At 60.8% G+C, this 20,264-nt stretch carries 14 protein-coding genes, 1 rRNA gene and 1 pseudogene; 12 read left to right on the forward strand and 4 right to left on the reverse strand.

The window, feature by feature from the left end:
- Window positions 1-21: 21 nt before the first annotated feature.
- Complete coding sequence (pheT, locus tag CTEST_RS06050; protein ID WP_047252986.1) at window positions 22-2,535, forward strand: phenylalanine--tRNA ligase subunit beta; 2,514 nt, start codon at window positions 22-24, stop codon at window positions 2,533-2,535.
- A gap of 297 nt (window positions 2,536-2,832) precedes the next feature.
- Here pheT and CTEST_RS06055 read toward each other — a convergent pair whose 3' ends face one another.
- The 4 genes and pseudogenes from CTEST_RS06055 to CTEST_RS06065 all read right to left on the reverse strand — a co-directional run bounded on the left by CTEST_RS06055 (window position 2,833) and on the right by CTEST_RS06065 (window position 7,805).
- The gene (locus CTEST_RS06055) at window positions 2,833-3,111 is read right to left on the reverse strand and encodes an ATP-binding protein (protein WP_052844314.1); all 279 of its coding nucleotides are present in this window, start codon (window positions 3,109-3,111) and stop codon (window positions 2,833-2,835) included.
- A 210-nt stretch (window positions 3,112-3,321) separates the two neighbouring features.
- Window positions 3,322-4,559: pseudogene (locus CTEST_RS06060) on the reverse strand (IS256 family transposase).
- Between the two features lie 1,264 nt (window positions 4,560-5,823).
- Complete coding sequence (locus CTEST_RS13330; protein WP_083985459.1) at window positions 5,824-6,195, reverse strand: hypothetical protein; 372 nt, start codon at window positions 6,193-6,195, stop codon at window positions 5,824-5,826.
- 293 nt (window positions 6,196-6,488) lie between these two features.
- Complete coding sequence (locus tag CTEST_RS06065; RefSeq protein ID WP_052844315.1) at window positions 6,489-7,805, reverse strand: LGFP repeat-containing protein; 1,317 nt, start codon at window positions 7,803-7,805, stop codon at window positions 6,489-6,491.
- Between the two features lie 150 nt (window positions 7,806-7,955).
- Between CTEST_RS06065 and argC the strand changes: the two genes are divergently transcribed.
- The 11 genes from argC to CTEST_RS06120 all read left to right on the forward strand — a co-directional run bounded on the left by argC (window position 7,956) and on the right by CTEST_RS06120 (window position 20,168).
- Complete coding sequence (gene argC, locus CTEST_RS06070) at window positions 7,956-9,008, forward strand: N-acetyl-gamma-glutamyl-phosphate reductase (protein WP_047252987.1); 1,053 nt, start codon at window positions 7,956-7,958, stop codon at window positions 9,006-9,008.
- 30 nt (window positions 9,009-9,038) lie between these two features.
- Window positions 9,039-10,199 carry a bifunctional glutamate N-acetyltransferase/amino-acid acetyltransferase ArgJ gene (gene argJ, locus CTEST_RS06075; RefSeq protein ID WP_047252988.1) on the forward strand — a complete coding sequence of 387 codons (1,161 nt, stop codon included), beginning with the start codon at window positions 9,039-9,041 and terminating at the stop codon, window positions 10,197-10,199.
- A 12-nt stretch (window positions 10,200-10,211) separates the two neighbouring features.
- Window positions 10,212-11,147 (forward strand): acetylglutamate kinase, encoded by a 936-nt coding sequence (gene argB / locus CTEST_RS06080; RefSeq protein ID WP_047252989.1) that lies wholly within the window; start codon window positions 10,212-10,214, stop codon window positions 11,145-11,147.
- A 2-nt stretch (window positions 11,148-11,149) separates the two neighbouring features.
- Window positions 11,150-12,331, forward strand: a complete 1,182-nt coding sequence (locus CTEST_RS06085) for an acetylornithine transaminase (RefSeq protein WP_047252990.1) — start codon at window positions 11,150-11,152, stop codon at window positions 12,329-12,331.
- Window position 12,332: 1 nt separating this feature from the next.
- Window positions 12,333-13,295, forward strand: a complete 963-nt coding sequence (gene argF, locus CTEST_RS06090) for an ornithine carbamoyltransferase (protein ID WP_047252991.1) — start codon at window positions 12,333-12,335, stop codon at window positions 13,293-13,295.
- Window positions 13,292-13,768, forward strand: coding sequence for an arginine repressor (locus tag CTEST_RS06095; RefSeq protein ID WP_047252992.1), 477 nt, complete (start codon window positions 13,292-13,294; stop codon window positions 13,766-13,768). The genes argF and CTEST_RS06095 overlap by 4 nt, the downstream gene beginning before the upstream one ends.
- 70 nt (window positions 13,769-13,838) lie before the next feature.
- The gene (locus tag CTEST_RS06100) at window positions 13,839-15,038 is read left to right on the forward strand and encodes an argininosuccinate synthase (RefSeq protein ID WP_047252993.1); all 1,200 of its coding nucleotides are present in this window, start codon (window positions 13,839-13,841) and stop codon (window positions 15,036-15,038) included.
- On the forward strand, window positions 15,039-16,472 hold the full coding sequence (argH, locus tag CTEST_RS06105; RefSeq protein ID WP_047252994.1) for an argininosuccinate lyase: 1,434 nt from the start codon (window positions 15,039-15,041) through the stop codon (window positions 16,470-16,472).
- Window positions 16,473-16,554: 82 nt separating this feature from the next.
- Window positions 16,555-16,746 carry a Trm112 family protein gene (locus CTEST_RS06110; protein ID WP_047252995.1) on the forward strand — a complete coding sequence of 64 codons (192 nt, stop codon included), beginning with the start codon at window positions 16,555-16,557 and terminating at the stop codon, window positions 16,744-16,746.
- 9 nt (window positions 16,747-16,755) lie between these two features.
- The gene (tyrS, locus tag CTEST_RS06115; protein WP_201774835.1) at window positions 16,756-18,027 is read left to right on the forward strand and encodes a tyrosine--tRNA ligase; all 1,272 of its coding nucleotides are present in this window, start codon (window positions 16,756-16,758) and stop codon (window positions 18,025-18,027) included.
- 611 nt (window positions 18,028-18,638) lie between these two features.
- Window positions 18,639-20,168, forward strand: a 16S ribosomal RNA gene (locus CTEST_RS06120).
- Window positions 20,169-20,264: the final 96 nt, after the last annotated feature.

Below are 20,264 nucleotides of genomic sequence, written 5' to 3' on the forward strand. Positions count from 1 at the left end.
AAGAAAAAGAGGGAAATTCATATGCTTATCGCTCAGAACTGGGTGACCGGACTCCTCCGTCATGCCAACCCGGACTTCGCTGTGTCGAACGAGGAGCTGGACTCCGGCTTCGTCCGCGTCGGCTTCGAGACCGAGGGTTTCGCTCCTATCCCGGAGACGACTGGCCCGCTGGTCATCGGTGTGGTGAGAAACATTGAAGAGCTGACGCAGTTCAAAAAGCCCATCCGCTACTGCCTCGTCGATGTCGGCGACGCCAATGGCACGGGTGAGCTCCAGGGCATCGTCTGTGGCGCCCGCAACTTCGTTGAAGGCGACACCGTCGTCGTCGCGCTGCCCGGCTCCGAACTGCCCGGTGGCTTCAAGATCGCTGCCCGCGAGACCTACGACCACATTTCCAACGGCATGATCTGCTCGGCCGCCGAGCTCGGCTTCACCGACAAGCAGAATCCCGGCATCATCACGCTCGATCCGTCCTATGGCGAGCCCGGTCAGGATGCCCGCGAGGCCCTCGGATTGAGCGACACGGTCTTCGACGTCAACATCACCCCGGACCGCGGCTATGCGCTGTCCGCCCGTGGTCTTACCCGCGAGATCGCCTCGGCCTTCGATCTCACTTACACCGACGTCGCCCTGGAACCCGCCGTCGGCGGCTTCGAGCTTTCCGACGTCCCGGCTCCCGCCGGTCAGCTCATCGACATCGACGTCAAGCCGGAAACCAAGACCATCCGCTTCGGCCTGCGCAAAGTCACCGGCATCGACCCGCAGGCGGTGTCGCCGTTCTGGCTGCAGCGCGAGCTCATGCTCTCCGGCCAGCGTCCGGTCAACGTCGCCACCGACGTCACCAACTACGTCATGTTGCTGCTCGGGCAGCCGATGCACGCCTTCGATGCCGCCGAGATCTCCGGCGGCCTGGTGGTGCGCAATGCGACGGCGGGGGAGAAGTTCGAGACCCTCGATCACGTCACGCGCACCCTCGATTCGGGCGACGTCGTCATCTGCGACGAGACCGGCATCCAGTCCCTGGCTGGCGTCATGGGCGGCACGCGTTCGGAGATTTCGGAGCAGACCACCGATGTCTACTTCGAGGCCGCGACGTGGGACCCCATCACCGTCGCCCGCACTTCCCGCCGGCACAAGTTGTCGTCGGAAGCTTCTCGACGCTTCGAGCGGGGCGTCGACCCAGCCATCGTCGAGGTAGCCCTCGACATGGCGTGCGCCCTCCTCGTTGACATTGCCGGCGGCAGCGTCGATGAGGGCCGCACCCTCATCGGTGAGGTCCCCGCACGTTCGGCCATCACCATGCGCGTGACCCACCCCTCCGAGCTCATCGGCGTGGACTACGACCGCGACACCGTTATCCGCCGCCTCGAAGAAGTCGGTTGCGCCGTTGAGGTCTCCGAATGCGGTGGCAAGCTCACCGTCACCCCGCCGACCTGGCGCACTGACTTCGCCTTGCCGGAGGATCTCATCGAAGAGATCATGCGGCTAGAAGGACTGGAAGACATCCCGCTCGTCCTGCCGACCCCGGCCGGTGGCCGCGGACTTACCCCTGCCCAGGCCCGCCGCCGGGCCATCGGCCACGCACTGGCCTACAACGGCTACGCCGAAATCTTGCCCAGCCCCTTCATTCCCAACGACACCTTCGATACCTGGGGCCTGCCGGCCGACGACGAGCGCCGCCAGGCCGTCGCGGTGCGAAACCCTCTCGAGGCCGACCGCGGAATCCTGGGCACCACGTTGCTGCCCTCGATGCTCGACTCTTTGGCCCGCAACGTCGCCCGGGGGCTCGGCGACGTCGCGCTCTTCGGCATCCAGCAGGTCTCCTTCGCTCGCGACGACGTATCCCCGATGCCTTCGGTAAAGCAGCGTCCCTCCGACGAGGTACTGCAGGAGCTGCGGGAATCCCTCCCGTACCAGCCGCTGCATGCCGCCACCGTCGGTACCGGCGACATCGAATTCGAGGGTCCCTGGGGCAAGGGCCGTACATACTCCTACGCCGACGCCATCGAATCAGCCCGAGTTGTCGCCCGTGCCGCAGGCGTCGAGCTCGACGTGGTCTCGGCCAACACGCTGCCCTGGCACCCGGGGCGTTGCGCCGCCTTGGTAGTCGACGGCACCGTTGTCGGCCACGCCGGCGAGCTGCACCCCCAGGTCATCGAGGCTCTGGGCTTGCCGGCCCGCACCTGCGCCATGGAAATCGACGTCACCGCCCTGCCGCTGGAAGAGACCTTCCCGGCCCCGGTGTTGTCCTCCTTCCCGGCCCTCCACCAGGACATCGCCCTCGTCGTCGATGAGTCGGTCCCCGCCGAAGATGTTCGGCGAGTCGTCGCCGAAGGTGCCGGAGACCTGCTGGAAAGCGTCGAGCTTTTCGACGTCTACCGTTCCCAGCAGCTCGGCGAGGGCAAGAAGTCCCTGGCCTTTGCTCTGCTCTTCCGCGCCCAGGATCGCACCCTCACCGACGAGGAGGCCAATGAGCGTCGGCTCGCTGCGGCCGCACTGGCGAAGGAGCGCTTCGGCGCCGATATGCGCGCCTAACCTTCGCTCCTTAATGCGGGAGGCAATGGCCGGAGACACCCCTCGATGGTGGGTGCCTCCGTAGCCGTTGCCTCCCGCATTCGGCTTGTTAAATGCGTGGAAGAGGTCACTGTTGTATTTTGTGCCGGCTACAAGGCCGACGGCCAGGTCGTGAGCTGGGTCTTTGCACTAGCATACGATCCAATGTGTTCCGGACGTGTATTTTGAAGCGGCGTGGTAATCATCGTGAAGCACCGCAGTGGGCATCATGAAGCAACTGCCCACCACGGTGGATGACCATACAACGGGGCTTGACAGTTACTCGACGATGGTCGGCCGCAGTCTCATGTTCGGCCCGTCCAAACTGATGATCTCCGCTCCACCGACAAGACGGTTGAGCAATGACTCAGCCACGACTTTTTCAGCCATGGATGTGTACCACTTCTCCGGATCGAACTGCGAGGTCACCATCATCGATCCTTTTCCTTCCCGCGCGTACAGGACAATAAGGAGCATATTCGAGGTGTCGGTGTTGATCGGGGTGGTCGGGAAACTATCCAGAGCAAGTAGCTCTGTGGTGGTGACCTGGTTGATCAACTACAGACGTTTCGAAGGCCTGGGCCCTATCTGTGTTTTGTGCTTCACGAAGCTCACTCCAGCGTTTCAGGATCGTTACCACGCTGCTTCAAAATACACGTCCCTAACATCCAACGTGGTCAAGTCCGCGGGAGTGGTGTTTCTACCTTTCGATAAAACTGAAGGCCTAACGACCCCAAGGGCCGGCACGCACCCGATACCAATACCGGTTCATGCCACCACCTCAGCCTTCTCACCGGGGTCAATGATATTAGCCCTCATCAGCGTCTTGGTCTGCTCCAGACTCGTCAACGACATATACCGTTTCTGCTGAATCCAATCATCATGCTGCTCCGCCAACACAGCCCCCACCAAACGGATCACAGCCTCACGATTGGGAAAGATGCCCACGACATCAGTACGCCTACGGATCTCCCGATTGAGCCGCTCAGTCGGGTTATTCGACCACACCTTCTTCCACACCGACTTCGGCGTATTCGTAAACGCCAACAGCTCATCCAACGACTCCTCCAGATAGTCAGCAACATGCGGAAACCTCTGCTCGCAAAACGCCACGACCTCCCTCGCCTGGGCCCACACCGATGCTGCATCCGGTTGCTGGAAGATCGTGTGGAACATCGCCGATAACGTCGGCCACTGCGTCTTCGACACCAGCCCGGAGAGATTCTTGGCGAAATGGGTCCGACACCGCTGCCATGACGCATTCGGTAATACCTCGCCGATCGCGTGCTGGATACCCAGGTGCGCGTCACTAGTAACCAGGTACACCTCGTTAAGGCCCCTAGCCTTAAGATCCCGGAAGAACCCAGTCCACGACGCTGATGACTCTGCGGTGGCGACCTGCATGCCCAATAGTTCCCGGTAGCCTTCAGCATTAACCCCGGTGGCCAACAACACGGAGGTTTTCACCACCCGTCCGCCTTCGCGGACTTTCATGGTTAACGCGTCACACGAGACGTAGAGATACGGGCTGGTATCCAATGGTCTGGTGCGGAAGTCCTCGACCATGGTGTCGAGTTCTTTGGCCATCTCGGATACCTGGGACTTCGAGAGGTTGTTAATCCCGAGGGTGGCGACCAGGTCGTTCATCCTGCGGGTGGAGACCCCTTTGAGGTAGCAAGTGGCGATCACGGTGGTCAGGGCTCGTTCGGCTCGGGTGCGTCGTTCCAGCAGCCAGTCGGGGAAGAAGGAGCCGGTGCGTAGTTTCGGGATGGCGACGTCGATGGTGCCCACCCGGGTGTCGAGGTCGCGGTGCGGTAGCCATTGCGGGTGTTGACGCGAGCATCGCTGGTGGTGGCGTAATCGGCGCCGCAGACCTGATCGGCCTGGGTCGACAGGATTTGGTTGATGAAGCTTTGGAGCATCTGCCGCATCAGGTCCGGCGAGGCCTGGGAGAGCAGGTCGTCGAGGTAGGTGGTCGGGTCGATAGAATGAGGGCCAGCGGCCATCGTGGGTTGTCCTTTCGAGGAGATGTAGGAGTTGATTCGAAAGGTACCTGCGGTGGTCGCCCACATTTTCCCTGGGGGTCGTCACCGGCAGCTACAGATACACCACGCTAGAGGACATAACCATCCAACGTCACCGGCCAATCATGGCCACGTGGGGTTGAAGGACAATCGCACCGCCGCCTTGGCCCAGGGAGTTATTGCTCCTCGACAGGCCAATTTTGAACGTCGAGACCGGTAGGGGAGAGGGCCTGCAACTCAGATTATGTCGGAGGTTTTCGATTCACTCAGTTTCGGGCCTAGCTAGGGTGCGCAAAACTGGCCTCAGTCACGTAGCTTCGGCGTTGATGTTCGTGTGAAATTGTTGAACCTAGGCCCCGGCGTGGCGCCTTTCCCTGATAGAAGAGTTCGTGATTCGGTGTCGTACCAGGCATCTGTGCAACGCCGTTTATGCCCCAGCCAGCAGTAGGGGCGGGGCAAGACAGAACAGAAAGCCCAAGAACGACACCGGACCTGGAGGCAGCGCAAGGAGAACCCCGGTGATTGCAGCGCCCACGAGCAGATAGACGATGTCCCAGAGCTTGGAATCGATCTGCGCGACTTCGAGTGAAAGACCGAAAACTATGGCGAGGGCTCCAATCGCGATGAGTTAGTTGGCACGATCTGGACTGGAGTCGCCGGGGACTAAACGCCCTATCAGCAGAATTATGAAGCCCAGCGCTATCGCTCCGATTTCGGCCCAGGGGGCCGCGACTACTCCGGAAAGGTAGAGGATCTGATCCGTTGATAGACGTGCTCTTGTCACAATGAACGCCTGCCTCTCTGGGAACTGGACCTCGAAAGTGGACAGGGTTCTACTCAAGACGCCGTAGTAATCTTAGCGGATCCAGCCATCTCGAAGTCGTTTTCCGAGCGGAAGCCGAACCGCGACTGCGCCACTGAGAGCGCGGGCCGACGACTTATGAGATTACTGGCGAAAACGGTCTCATCTTAACGATGGGATGTGGCAGCCTGGGGTAGTCGGAGACTAGGTTCCACCCTAGAAGGACGATGCTGGCGCGACCCAGTCACTAACGCCAAGGAAATCAAAGGAATTGTTAAGAATGTCGAGGTTTTCCTGATGGGCAACGTCGGAAATCCCATCATCGGAAAACCTCGGCTTACATCCCGGGACCAACATTCCTTCCACACTACCGACCAGCTGCGCTCTCAAGTACGATGAGCCCGACTACTTTGAATCACGTGGCATTCCAACACCGAAAAGTCCTTAATTGTCCCCGGAAAAGTAGCCGGGAACCCAGTGGCGCCACAAAAAGTCGATGTCATACTCGGGCAGTTCCGAAATAAGCGCCTTCTCAATCCAGAGGCCTTCGTCAATCCACTCTCTAATATTGAAACCAGGGCGCCATCTGAGTTTTCCATCAGGTCGATCCTCTCTTCCAAGGAAATTCTCACGCCATAGGCGGGACCAGCGGTACAGACGGTCACCCAATTCTTCAGACAACCCCATTTCATCTGGATAGGTTACGACGCGAGGCCCACTTCGTGGAAAGGGAACAATATCAGCCCATAGAGAGGTGGGGTGGCCGAATTCTGGCCTCAGGCACAGCAGCGGTTGGTCTTCCGTGGAGCCTTTCATTATTAGTACAACCCTTCGCGACATTTTTTCCAATCGCCGCTTTTTGGTGGGCCGCCGGCCCATGCAGTGACCAACCGATTGTCGCGAGATACTACTACCACGCTTCCAGTATCACTATATAAGTTGCGACGCTGCCGTCCCCAGTTTCCGGGGTCAACTTCGTAGAATGGCTGGGCGTTCAATGTGTGGGCAACGCAGGACATAAAGTTGTACCAGTCGGCCTCCGTGGGAGGAATGTTGTAGAAATGACCACTATTTGGGTTGGCAACTGAAACCATATGATTTCTGAATCTCTAGCAGTCTAGGAATACGACTGATCGCTTATCGATCACGCTAAATGCTGCGAGCAAAGTGTCTCCACTCCGTTCATAACTTAGGCAAGGTAGTACTCGAGTGTAATAGTTGGGGCCAGGAGCATCTCCTCTGCTTGCATATTTCGATGCGTCGTCAGGGTGTAGCCATTTTCCGTAAAGAAGCCCTCGTTCGAATAACTGAGTGTATTCGCCATCGCCTTGGGCAAGTGGGTCATCGATCGGATATCCGAATTCCCCAGATACAGACCCACTAGCCTCCCAAGTTGCAAGTATGTCTCCAGCTACTGGCCATGCTCCCACCTGTGGGTGCCAGTAAATATGACCATGCTGGAAAACGGAAAACCTGCCCTGTGAATCAGGTGTTACGGCTTCGTCTGCAATTGGAAATCCTAGTGGGCTGTTAGGTCCCCCCAATTCGAGCCATTTCTCCAAAATTAGACCATTGATGCTTGCGATATGGAAACCGTTCAGAATCGATGATCGATAGATCCGTCCGCCCTGGAAGCTCTGGACCCAACCGTTGATCTCGCCGGTAAGGGGGTTCGATCCTCGCACCGGCACCTCAGCACTGGTGGGGTATCCAAGCCATCCTTGTTCCCAACCGTTACGGTTCCAGACAACGGCACTGCGGGTGGTTACGGCGTAGGCGCCGGTGTTCGGGTGCCAGTAGATGAAACCATTGCGGAACATCTGGCGGTAGCCCTGTCCGTCAGGGTTGAGATACATCGGTTCGACCGGGTGCATGAGCCAGCTGAACTGTCCGCCGAGGGATTCATAGGCTTCTAGGATGGCTCCGCACACCTGGTGGGGTGAGAAGAAGAAGGTCCTGCAGTTTGATGCCCGTGCCATCATCTGATCATCGAGCCTATCCAGACTGTTCAGGGAATTGATCCTATCCAGACTGTTCAGAGAATTGATACTGGGTAGGGTCTCCTGCTCGGTGGCGATGGCGATCTCTGCTGCATCAGCGTCTGCCTTGCTCACGTCTGCGGGTAGGCCGATAGTATCGGACCACATTTCTCCAGGGACCAGCGATGTTTCAGGCTCGCCTGCTTCCTGGGTGGCGCGGACGAGATCGTGGTATGCGGCGAGTTCGGCGTCGCTGATGCCTCCCACACCGTCCACCACGGGGGTGACATGTGGGTCTTGTTCGTATTCGGCGACGTAGGCGTCGATCTCATCGGGGGTGACTGTGCGGTCAGCTTGGGCGGTGGCAACCGGGGGCATGAGCCCACCGATCATGATGAAAGCTGCAGCGGTGGTGACAATTCGTTTCAGTGTTTTCACTGTGAACATCTTTGGAGGTTATATGGTGGAACCTGTAACTATAGGTGCAAAGATAGGAATTGTCGGGTAAGTGAGATTTGGGGGTAAAGAGTGGGGGATGTCCACATTGATAGACTGAATAGTTTGCACGAGTCTGCATAAAGTGCTAGATTGTCCGTCATGGCATACAAGGTTGCAGTCGCAGGCGCTACTGGCTACGCGGGCGGAGAGATTCTCCGCCTGCTGCTCAGCCACCCCGCGTACGTCTCTGGCGAGTTAGAGATTGGGGCATTGACCGCCGGATCGTCGGCAGGTCAGGCGGTGGCGGAATTGATGCCCCACCTGTCGCCGCTAGCCGACCGGATTATTGAGGACACTACTCCGGAGGTCTTAGCTGGCCACGATGTGGTGTTCCTTGCGCTTCCGCACGGCCATTCTGGTCCGATCGGTCAGGCGCTTTCTTCTGCTAACCCAGACACTGTCGTCATTGACTGTGCTGCCGACTTCCGTTTGCAGGATGCGGGGGAGTGGGAGCATTACTACGGTTCGGAGCATGCGGGCACGTGGACATATGGCATTCCGGAGCTTCCCGGTCACCGAGAAGAGCTGCAAGGCTCCACTCGGGTAGCGGTTCCGGGCTGTTTTCCCACCGGGGCGACGCTGGCCGCGCTGCCGGCAGTCGCGGGTGGGTTGATTACGCCGGACCTCGCCGTCGTTTCTGTTACTGGGGTTTCGGGAGCAGGCAAGAAGGCCTCTGTTGGTTTGCTCGGCTCGGAGGTCATGGGCAATCTCAAGGCTTACAACACGGCTGGGAAGCACCGGCACACGCCGGAGATCATCCAGAACCTCGCTGAGGTCACTGACGCTGAGGTCACCGTTAGTTTCACTCCGGTGTTGGCCCCGCTCCCGCGGGGGATCCTCACCACGGTTACGGCACCGCTAGTCGAGGGAGTTACCCAGCAAATCGCCACGGAGACCTATCGGGCTTTCTACGCTGACGAGCCCTTCATTCACCTATTGCCTGAGGGGCAGCAGCCGCAAACCCAAAATGTCGTGGGTAGCAACTACTGTCACGTGCAGGTCGAAGTTGATGAGCGATCGGGACGTTTGCTGATGACGTCGGCGTTGGACAACCTCACCAAAGGTACTGGCGGTGCGGCTGTCCAATGCATGAATCTTGCCCTCGGCCTCGAGGAAACGGCGGGACTTCTCGCCGTTGCCGTCGCCCCTTAAAAACCTCCCGCACACTCTCAGGAGAAAAGTATGAGCTCCATCGGAATCACTGCGCCTGCTGGTTTCAGTGCTGCAGCATTGACCGCGGGCATTAAGCCCTCTGGCAATCCCGACATGGCCTTGGTGGTCAATGAGGGGCCGGAGTTTCATGCCGCAGCGGTGTTCACTCGTAATCGAGTGGTGGCGTCGCCGGTGAAGCTCTCGCGTGTGGCGATTGCCGATGGGCAGATCAAGGCGGTGCTGTATAACTCGGGCAACGCTAATGCCTGCAATGGTGTGCAGGGAGATCAGGATGCCGCTGAGTTGCAGCAGCAGGTCGCAGACCTGCTGGGCATTGCCCCGACGGATGTCGGGGTGTGCAGCACCGGGCTCATCGGTGAGGTGCTGCCGATGGGGAAGATGCGCGCGGGCGTCGATAATCTGTCGACCTCTTTGGGCGACAACGGTGAGGCGGCAGCCGAAGCCATCATGACCACCGACCTGGTGAAGAAGGAGACCGTGGTCAACGCTGAGGGCTGGACGCTCGGTGGGATGGGGAAGGGCGTCGGAATGATGTCGCCCTCACTGGCTACGATGTTGGTCTGCTTGACCACCGACGCTAGCGCCACGCCGGCGATGCTCGATGAGGCAGTGCGCGCGGCCAGCCACGTCACCTTCGACACCCTTGATATTGACGGTTCTACTTCGACCAATGACACGGTCTTCCTCCTCGCCTCTGGTGCTTCGGGAATCACTCCGACCCAGGACGAGCTCAACGCCGCGGTCCTGCAGGCAAGCGAAGACATCGCCCGGCAGATGCAGGCCGACGCCGAAGGCGTAACCAAGCGCGTCACCGTCACGGTGGAGGGAACGTCTACCGATGAGCAAGCCGTGAATGCTGCCCGGACTCTGGCACGCGACAACCTGTTCAAATGCGCCATGTTTGGCTCGGACCCGAACTGGGGGCGCGTGCTCGCGGCCGTCGGCATGGCAGAGGCAGACATGGACCCCGACCACATTTCGGTGTACTTCAACGGGGAGGCAGTGTGCGTGAACACCACCGGCACCCCCGGCGCGCGAGACGTCGACCTCTCCGGCGCCGACATTGAGGTGCTGGTCAACCTCGGCATCGACGGCCCCGGCCGCGCGACCGTCCGCACCACGGATCTCTCCCACGACTACGTGGAGATCAACTCCGCCTACTCCAGCTAGGAAACGCCTGACATGGATACTTTAAGCAATCTCAGCAGCGAGGCCCGGGCGCATGTCTTGGCCGAGGCTTTGCCCTGGCTGCAGCATTTCCGCGACAAGATCGTTGTGGTCAAGTATGGCGGCAACGCCATGATCGATGAGGACCTCAAGGCTGCCTTCGCCGCCGACATGGTGTTCCTACGCACTGTGGGGGCGAAACCGGTGGTGGTGCATGGCGGTGGCCCGCAGATCTCCTCCATGCTCAAACGCCTTGACCTGGATGGGGACTTCACCGGGGGCTTCCGCGTGACCACTCCGGAAGTCATGGAGGTTGTGCGAATGGTGCTGTTCGGTCAGGTCGGCCGCGACCTGGTCGGCCTCATCAACTCGCACGGGCCCTACGCCGTCGGCACGTCTGGCGAAGATGCCGGCCTGTTCAGGGCGACAAAGCGCTACGTGAATGTCGGGGGAGTGGCCACTGACATTGGGCTCGTGGGTGATATCACCAACGTCAACCCCGAGGCACTCATGGACATTATCGACGCCGGGCGCATTCCGGTTGTCTCCACCATCGCCCCAGGCGACGATGGGGAGGTCTACAACATCAACGCCGATACTGCTGCGGGTGCCCTGGCGGAGGCGATCGGCGCGGAACGCCTCGTCATCCTCACCAACGTCGAGGGGCTGTACACCGACTGGCCGAACCGGGACTCGTTGGTATCGAAGATCCTCACCGCCGAGCTCGCCGAGGTCCTGCCGGAATTGGATTCGGGCATGATCCCGAAGATGGAATCCTGCCTGCAAGCAGTACGAGGCGGGGTGAGCGCCGCCCACGTTATTGACGGCCGCATTGCCCACTCCGTCATCCTCGAGCTGCTCACCATGGGCGGCATCGGCACGATGGTGCTCCCGGATGGCTATGACCGCGACGATTACCCCGCTGGCACCGTCTTCAGAAAGGACACCTGAGCATGCCCCATGCCGTAGAACAATGGAACCAGGTGTTGATGAACAATTACGGCACCCCACCGGTGGAGCTCGTCTCCGGGCACGGCGCCGTCGTGGTGGATGCCGAAGGCCGAGAACTCATCGACCTCCTCGGCGGCATCGCCGTTAACTCCCTCGGACACGCCCACCCGACGATCATCGAGGCCGTGACTTCGCAGCTTTCGACGCTTGGGCACGTGTCCAACCTCTTTGCCTCCGAGCCTGTGGTCCGCGCGGCCGCTGCGTTGAAGGAGAAAGTGGGCGACGATTCCGCCCGCGTGTTCTTCTGCAACTCCGGGGCCGAAGCCAACGAAGCGGCCTTCAAGCTTGCCCGCCTGACCGGGCGGACGCGCATCTTGGCCGCCGTCCACGGCTTCCACGGCCGGACCATGGGATCGCTGGCGATGACCGGGCAGCCGGACAAGCGCGAGCCCTTCGAGCCGATGCCCGCCGGCGTGGAGTTCTATCCCTATGGTGACCTCGACTACCTCACCAAACTCGTCGAAGCGAACCCGACGGACACGGCCGCCATCATCCTGGAGCCTATCCAGGGTGAGACGGGGGTGATCCCGGCGCCGGAGGGATTCTTGCAGGGTATTCGGGATCTGTGCGACAAGCACGGCATCCTCATGATCGTGGATGAGGTCCAGACTGGGGTGGGCCGCACCGGCACCTTCTTTGCCTTCGAGCATGACGGGGTCTTGCCGGATGTCATCACCATGGCCAAGGGCCTCGGCGGCGGCCTGCCCATTGGCGCTACCGTCGCCCGCGGCGCAGCAGCCGAGCTGTTCACCCCGGGTGCTCACGGCACGACCTTCGGTGGCAACCCTATTGCCTGCGCGGCCGCCAACGCCGTGCTGTCCATCGTTGACGATGCCTTCTGCGCTGAGGTCGCCCGCAAGGGTGAGGTGCTGGCGGGCAAGGTATCCCAGATTGTCGGCGTGCAGGAGGTCCGCGGACGCGGACTGATGCTGGGTGTGGTGCTGGACCGCGACGTCGCAAAGCAAGCGGTGGCGAAGGGATTCGAGCACGGCCTGGTGCTTAACGCCCCCGCTGCCAACGTCCTGCGGCTCACCCCGCCGCTGGTGATCACCGACGAGGAGATCGCCACGGCGGGCCAAGCCCTCAATGATCTACTCGTTGAACTGAACTTCCAGGAGAATTAACATGACGCAACCCGCTGTCCGGCACTTCCTCGCCGACGATGACCTGACCCCGGCTGAGCAGGCCGAGGTACTCACCCTCGCTGCAGAGTTGAAGAAGGCCCCGCTGTCCAAGCGTCCGCTCGAAGGGCCGATGTCGGTGGCCGTCCTCTTCGATAAGACCTCCACGCGCACGCGTTTCTCCTTCGACGCCGGCATCGCTCAACTGGGCGGACACCCCATTGTGGTGGATGCGAGCCAGTCCCAGATGGGCAAGGGCGAGACCCTGCAGGACACCGCCGCGGTGCTGTCCCGCTATGTCGAGGCCATCGTGTGGCGGACCTTCGACCATGAGGGGTTCCACGCCATGGCCGAAACGTCGACGGTGCCGATCATCAACTCTCTGTCCGATGACCTGCACCCCTGCCAGATCCTCGCGGACCTGCAGACGTGTGTGGAAAACCTCAGCCCCGAGGAAGGCCCGGCCGGCCTTCGCGGCAAGAAGGCCGTCTACCTCGGCGATGGCGATAACAACATGGCCAACTCCTACATGCTGGGATTCGCCACCGCGGGCATGGATATCTCCATCGTGGCACCCGAGGGCTTCCACCCAGCTGAGCGCTTCGTCGAGCGGGCGCGCCAGCGTGCAGCGGAGACCGGAGCCACCGTCACCGTGACCTGTGACCTCGCCGAGGTGGAAGGCGCGGACGTGGTCATCACCGACACCTGGGTATCCATGGGGCAAGAAAACGATGGCAAGGATCGTCGGACCCCCTTCTTGCCTTACCAGGTCACCGAGGAGATCATGGGTCAGGCCAACGATGGGGCGATCTTCCTGCACTGCCTCCCGGCCTACCGCGGCAACGAAGTGACCGCCGAAGTCATCGACGGCCCCGCCTCCCGCGTCTTCGACGAGGCGGAAAATCGCCTGCACGCCCAGAAGGCCCTGCTGGTGTGGTTGCTCGAGAATCAGCCGGGTCAGCGATGAGCGTTCCCGCCACCCGCACTGCGAGGCAGGCGAAGATCCTCGACATCCTCGACAAAACCCGGGTGTCCAGCCAGGTGCAACTGTCCGAATTGCTCCTCGACGAAGGCTTCGACATCACTCAGGCCACCCTGTCGCGGGACCTGGATGAGCTCGGTGCCAAGAAGGTTCGCCCCGATGACGGGCGCGCCTACTACACGGTCGGCGTCGTCGAACAAGCCCTGGCGGAGTCGCTGTCTGGGCCGAGGGAGAAGCTGCGAAGGATGCTCGATGAGCTCGTCGTCGCTGTCGATTCCTCCGGCAACACCGCGGTGTTGCGCACCCCGCCGGGCGCCGCGCAATACCTGGCCAGCTTCATTGACCGGGTTTCCCTCGACGAGGTTGTGGGCACCATCGCCGGCGACGACACCATTTTCGTCCTCGCCCGGGACCCCATGACCGGGCACGAGCTGGGGGAGCTGCTCACCTCGCGGTGAGACCCCGGTACTCTCTAATCCGTATCACCACTTACTTCCTGCAAGTACTTTCCTTTAAGGAGAAATTTCCATGACTGCACGCGTCGTCCTCGCCTACTCCGGTGGCCTTGACACTTCCGTCGCCATCCCTTATCTGGCCAAGATGACCGGTGGCGAAGTTGTCGCTGTTTCCCTCGACCTGGGCCAGGGGGGCGAAGACATGGAGTCCGTGCGCCAGCGTGCGATCGACTGCGGTGCGGTGGAGTCCATCGTCATTGACGCCAAGGACGAGTTCGCCAACGACTACTGCCTGCCCACCATCAAGGCCAACGGCATGTACATGAAGCAGTACCCGCTGGTCTCGGCGATTTCCCGCCCGTTGATTGTCAAGCACCTCGTCGAAGCCGCCCGCGAGCACGGCGGCACCCACGTTTCCCACGGCTGCACCGGTAAGGGAAACGATCAGGTCCGCTTCGAGGTTGGTTTCCGTAACACCAACCCGGACCTGGAGATCATTGCTCCGGCCCGTGATTACGCCTGGACCCGCGACAAGGCCATCGCCTTCGCCGAGGAAATTGACCTGCCCATCGAGCAGTCGACGAAGTCGCCGTTCTCCATTGACCAGAACGTGTGGGGCCGCGCCGTCGAGACCGGCTTCCTGGAGGATCTGTGGAACCCGCCGACGAAGGACCTTTATTCCTACACCGAGGATCCGTCCCTGGGTAACGCCCCCGATGAACTCATCATCTCCTTCGAGGGTGGCAAGCCCGTCGCCATCGACGGCCGCCCCGTCACCGTGCTGGAGGCCATCGAGGAGCTTAACCGCCGCGGCGGCGCGCAGGGCGTGGGCCGTCTCGACATGGTCGAGGACCGCCTCGTGGGCATCAAGTCCCGCGAGATCTACGAGGCACCCGGAGCCCTCGTCCTCATCAAGGCCCATGAGGCCCTCGAGGATGTCACCGTTGAGCGTGAGTTGGCACGGTACAAGCGGCTTATCGACGCCCGCTGGTCCGAGGAGGTCTACGACGGCCTCTGGTTCGGCCCGCTGAAGCGCTCCCTCGATGCTTTCATCGAATCCACTCAGGAGCACGTCACCGGCGACATCCGCCTCGTCCTGCACGCTGGAAACATCGTGGTCAATGGCCGTCGCTCCAACCACTCGCTCTACGACTTCAACCTGGCCACCTACGACACCGGCGATACCTTCGACCAGACGCTGGCCAAGGGCTTCGTGGAGCTGCACGGCCTGTCCTCCAAGATCGCCAACAGTCGGGACCGGGAGGCCAAGTAGATGGAGCAACACGGAACCAACGAGGGCGCCCTGTGGGGTGGCCGCTTCTCCGGCGGCCCCGCCGAGGCACTGTTCGCCCTGAGCGTGTCCACGCATTTCGACTGGGTGCTCGCCCCCTATGATGTGCTCGCCTCCCAGGCGCACGCCAAGGTCCTGCACTCTGCTGGCTTGCTGTCGGATGCGGATCTGGACACGATGCTGGCCGGGTTGGAGCAGTTGGGTCGCGACGTCGCCGACGGCAGCTTCCGTCCCGAGCCGACCGACGAGGACGTCCACGGTGCCATGGAACGCGGTCTCATTGATCGCGTCGGCCCCGAGGTCGGCGGACGACTGCGCGCAGGCCGCTCCCGCAACGACCAGGTGGCCACGCTGTTTCGCATGTGGGTCCGCGACGCCGTCCGCGGCATCGCGGTCGGCACGACCGAGCTTATCGACGCCCTCGTTAACCAGGCCGCACGCCACCCCAACGCCATCATGCCAGGCAAGACCCACTTCCAGGCCGCGCAGCCCGTCCTACTCGCACACCAGCTGCTCGCCCACGCGCAGCCGCTGCTGCGCGACATCGAGCGAATCCGCGACCTGGACAAGCGCCTGGCCGTGAGCCCTTATGGTTCCGGAGCCCTCGCGGGCTCCTCCCTCCAGCTCAACCCCGAAGCAATCGCCGCGGAGCTGGGCTTCGACTCGGCCGCCGATAACTCCATCGACGCAACCTCCTCGCGTGACTTCGCGGCCGAGACGGCCTATGTGCTCGCCCAGATCGCCGTTGATATGTCTCGCCTCGCCGAAGAAATCATCGCGTGGTGTACTCCCGAATTCGGCTACGTCACGTTGTCCGACGCGTGGTCCACGGGCTCGTCGATCATGCCGCAGAAGAAGAACCCGGACGTCGCCGAGCTCACCCGCGGCAAGACCGGTCGCCTCATCGGCAACCTCGCCGGGCTCATGGCCACGCTCAAGGCTCAGCCCTTGGCCTACAACCGCGACCTGCAGGAAGATAAGGAGCCGATCGTCGACTCGATCGCCCAGCTCAACCTGCTGCTTCCGGCGATGACGGGGCTCGTCTCCACCCTCACCTTCCATGAAGATCGCATGCGTGAGCTCGCCCCCGCAGGATTCACCCTGGCCACGGACCTGGCCGAGTGGATGGTGCGGGAGGGCGTTCCGTTCCGTGAGGCGCACGAAGCTTCCGGCGCATGCGTGCGCCTCGCAGAGGCGCGGGGCGTGGGTCTGGACGAACTCACTGACGCGGAACTGCAGGGCGTCGATAAGCGACTGACCCCCGCCGTGCGAGAGGTGTTGACCATCGATGGTGCCGTGGCCTCCCGCGCGACCCGAGGCGGCACAGCCGGCGTTCGCGTCAACGAGCAACGCCAGCGCGTGGCCGAAGCGTCGAAAGCTCACGTGACGTGGGCGACGACGCCGGTGCGCAGCTAAGTTGCCCACCAACCCCGACACCTCGAACCCGAGGATGTCGGGGTTTTCTCGTCCCTCTCGCTGCCGGGTACGATGAGCCACTATGAGTCTTGATCCGCAATTGTTGGAGGTCCTGGCCTGTCCCAAGGACAAGGGCCCGCTGACCTATCTGGAAGAGGACAACGTCCTGGTCAATGAACGGCTCGGCCTCGCCTATCGCATCGATGACGGCATCCCCGTCATGCTTATCGACGAAGCGACTCCCTGGCCGCCAGCTTCCACCAACGAACACTAAAGGATCACCATTTTCATGAACATCATCGACGAGCTGACGTGGCGCGGGCTCATCAACCAATCCACTGACCTCGACAAACTTCGCGAGGCCACCGACGCCGGCCCGATCACCTTGTACTGCGGTTTCGACCCCACAGGTCCCTCCCTCCACGCAGGGCACCTCGTGCCGCTGCTCATGCTTCGCCGTTTCCAGCAAGCCGGGCATCGACCCCTCGTCCTCGCTGGTGGTGCTACCGGCATGATCGGTGACCCGCGTGACGTCGGCGAACGTTCTATGAACTCCGCCGACACCGTTGCCGAGTGGTCAGGGCGAATTTCCGGCCAGCTTTCTCGTTTCGTTTCCTTCGAGGGCGACAATGCCGCCCAACTGGTCAACAACAACGACTGGACTGAGAACCTGTCCGTCATCGCCTTCCTGCGAGATATTGGCAAGCATTTCCCCCTCAGCACCATGCTGGCGCGCGACACCGTCAAGCGTCGCCTGGACAACGACGGTATTTCGTACACCGAGTTCTCCTACATGCTGCTCCAGGCCAATGACTTTGTGCAGCTGCACCGCAACTTCGACTGCACCCTGCAGGTGGGTGGCGGCGACCAGTGGGGCAACCTCGTTGCCGGCGTCGACCTCGTCCGCCGAATGGACGGCGACGCCGTTCATGCCCTGACCGTGCCGCTGGTCACTGACTCCGAAGGCAAGAAGTTCGGCAAATCGACAGGCGGCGGCTCCCTTTGGCTTGACCCGGAGATGACCAGCCCCTACGCCTGGTACCAATACTTCATCAATGCCGCCGACGCCGATGTCATCCGCTACCTGCGGTGGTTCACGTTCCTCAGCCAGGAAGAACTCGACGAACTCGAGGTAGAAGTTGCCGAGCGCCCCTTCAAACGCGAGGCCCAAAAGCGCCTCGCCCGCGAGATGACCAACCTCGTCCACGGCGAGGAGGCCACCGCTGCGGTTGAATTGGCCGCGCAGGCGTTGTTCGGGCGTGCTGAACTCAGCGAACTTGACGAAAAGACCCTGGCCTCTGCCGTGTCCGAGACCCAGGTGTTTGAGGTCACGGGCGACCAGCCGCGCCCCATCGTCGACCTACTCGTCGGATCCGGTCTCGCCGAGTCCAAGGGCGCCGCTCGCCGTTCCGTCAAAGAGGGCGGTGTGTACGTGAACAACGTGCGCGTTGAGAGCGAAGAGTGGGAGCCCGCCGCGGACGATCTGCTCCATGGGGCCTGGTTGGTACTGCGGCGAGGGAAGAAGAACTTCGCTGGCGTCCGAGTGACCGTCTAACGGTTGTCTCTTTGCGTGAAATATACGCCCCTACCTGGCGATTTGCCGGGTAGGGGCGTTTGCCGTAACTTAGTCCAAGTCGCCGAGCAGGGACGAGGGAAACCGAGACACTGCGAAGATGACACGGAGATTAACTCAGAGTTGACTTTGATTGAAGAGATCAGCTAGAGTCGGACCTCCAGCCGCAGACGACAAGCCCTTGGGTGAGAAGCTGCGTGCAGATGTTGTGTGAGAACTCAATAGTGTGCCAATGTACTTTTGTTTGTGATGATGATTGTGCTGTTGGCCAGCTGTGCCTGCCGGCGTGTTGTTGGTGGGTGTGGTTGGTGTGTGCCGGGTGGTACCTTTTTTTTGGATCGGGTGCCACGGTAAATAACGCGCCATGTGCATGTTCTTGCTTTTGTGGTGGGGGTGTGTGGGTGGTGAGTGTGTCCGGTGCGTGCAGTGATGTGAATCGTTGTCGTATATTTTTTTTAGCCCGCCTCCTTGTTTTGCCCCGTCGGGTGTGGGGGTGGGTGTGAGCAGTTGATGATTTTTTTGTAAAATCGTTGGTTGTTTGTTTTTTGGTTGGGAATTTGGGCTCTGCCTTGAATTGTTTCTTCTGAAATTTTTTTATGGAGAGTTTGATCCTGGCTCAGGACGAACGCTGGCGGCGTGCTTAACACATGCAAGTCGAACGGAAAGGCCCTGCTTGCAGGGTACTCGAGTGGCGAACGGGTGAGTAACACGTGGGTGATCTGCCTCGTACTTCGGGATAAGCTTGGGAAACTGGGTCTAATACCGGATATAACCTTCCTTTAGTGTGGGGGGTGGAAAGTTTTTTCGGTACGAGATGAGCCCGCGGCCTATCAGCTTGTTGGTGGGGTAATGGCCTACCAAGGCGTCGACGGGTAGCCGGCCTGAGAGGGTGGACGGCCACATTGGGACTGAGATACGGCCCAGACTCCTACGGGAGGCAGCAGTGGGGAATATTGCACAATGGGCGCAAGCCTGATGCAGCGACGCCGCGTGGGGGATGACGGCCTTCGGGTTGTAAACCTCTTTCGCTAGGGACGAAGCCATCCTTTGGGGGTGGTGACGGTACCTGGATAAGAAGCACCGGCTAACTACGTGCCAGCAGCCGCGGTAATACGTAGGGTGCGAGCGTTGTCCGGAATTACTGGGCGTAAAGAGCTCGTAGGTGGTTTGTCGCGTCGTCTGTGAAATTCCGGGGCTTAACTCCGGGCGTGCAGGCGATACGGGCAATACTTGAGTGCTGTAGGGGAGACTGGAATTCCTGGTGTAGCGGTGAAATGCGCAGATATCAGGAGGAACACCAATGGCGAAGGCAGGTCTCTGGGCAGTAACTGACGCTGAGGAGCGAAAGCATGGGTAGCGAACAGGATTAGATACCCTGGTAGTCCATGCCGTAAACGGTGGGCGCTAGGTGTAGGGGTCTTCCACGACTTCTGTGCCGTAGCTAACGCATTAAGCGCCCCGCCTGGGGAGTACGGCCGCAAGGCTAAAACTCAAAGGAATTGACGGGGGCCCGCACAAGCGGCGGAGCATGTGGATTAATTCGATGCAACGCGAAGAACCTTACCTGGGCTTGACATATACGAGATCGCCGCAGAGATGTGGTTTCCCTTGTGGTTCGTATACAGGTGGTGCATGGTTGTCGTCAGCTCGTGTCGTGAGATGTTGGGTTAAGTCCCGCAACGAGCGCAACCCTTGTCTTATGTTGCCAGCACGTTATGGTGGGGACTCATGAGAGACTGCCGGGGTCAACTCGGAGGAAGGTGGGGATGACGTCAAATCATCATGCCCCTTATGTCCAGGGCTTCACACATGCTACAATGGTCGGTACAACGCGTTGCCAGCCCGTAAGGGTGCGCTAATCGCTGAAAGCCGGCCTCAGTTCGGATTGGGGTCTGCAACTCGACCCCATGAAGTCGGAGTCGCTAGTAATCGCAGATCAGCAACGCTGCGGTGAATACGTTCCCGGGCCTTGTACACACCGCCCGTCACGTCATGAAAGTTGGTAACACCCGAAGCCAGTGGCCCAACCCTTGTGGGGGGAGCTGTCGAAGGTGGGATCGGCGATTGGGACGAAGTCGTAACAAGGTAGCCGTACCGGAAGGTGCGGCTGGATCACCTCCTTTCTAAGGAGCTTAAGTATTTTTTTCCCGCGCACCGTTGGTGTGGGTGATGGTCACAGTTGTGGTTGTTGCTTGACATCTGGTTGTGGTGTGTGGGGT

The organism is Corynebacterium testudinoris, assembly GCF_001021045.1.
Lineage (GTDB): Bacteria > Actinomycetota > Actinomycetes > Mycobacteriales > Mycobacteriaceae > Corynebacterium > Corynebacterium testudinoris.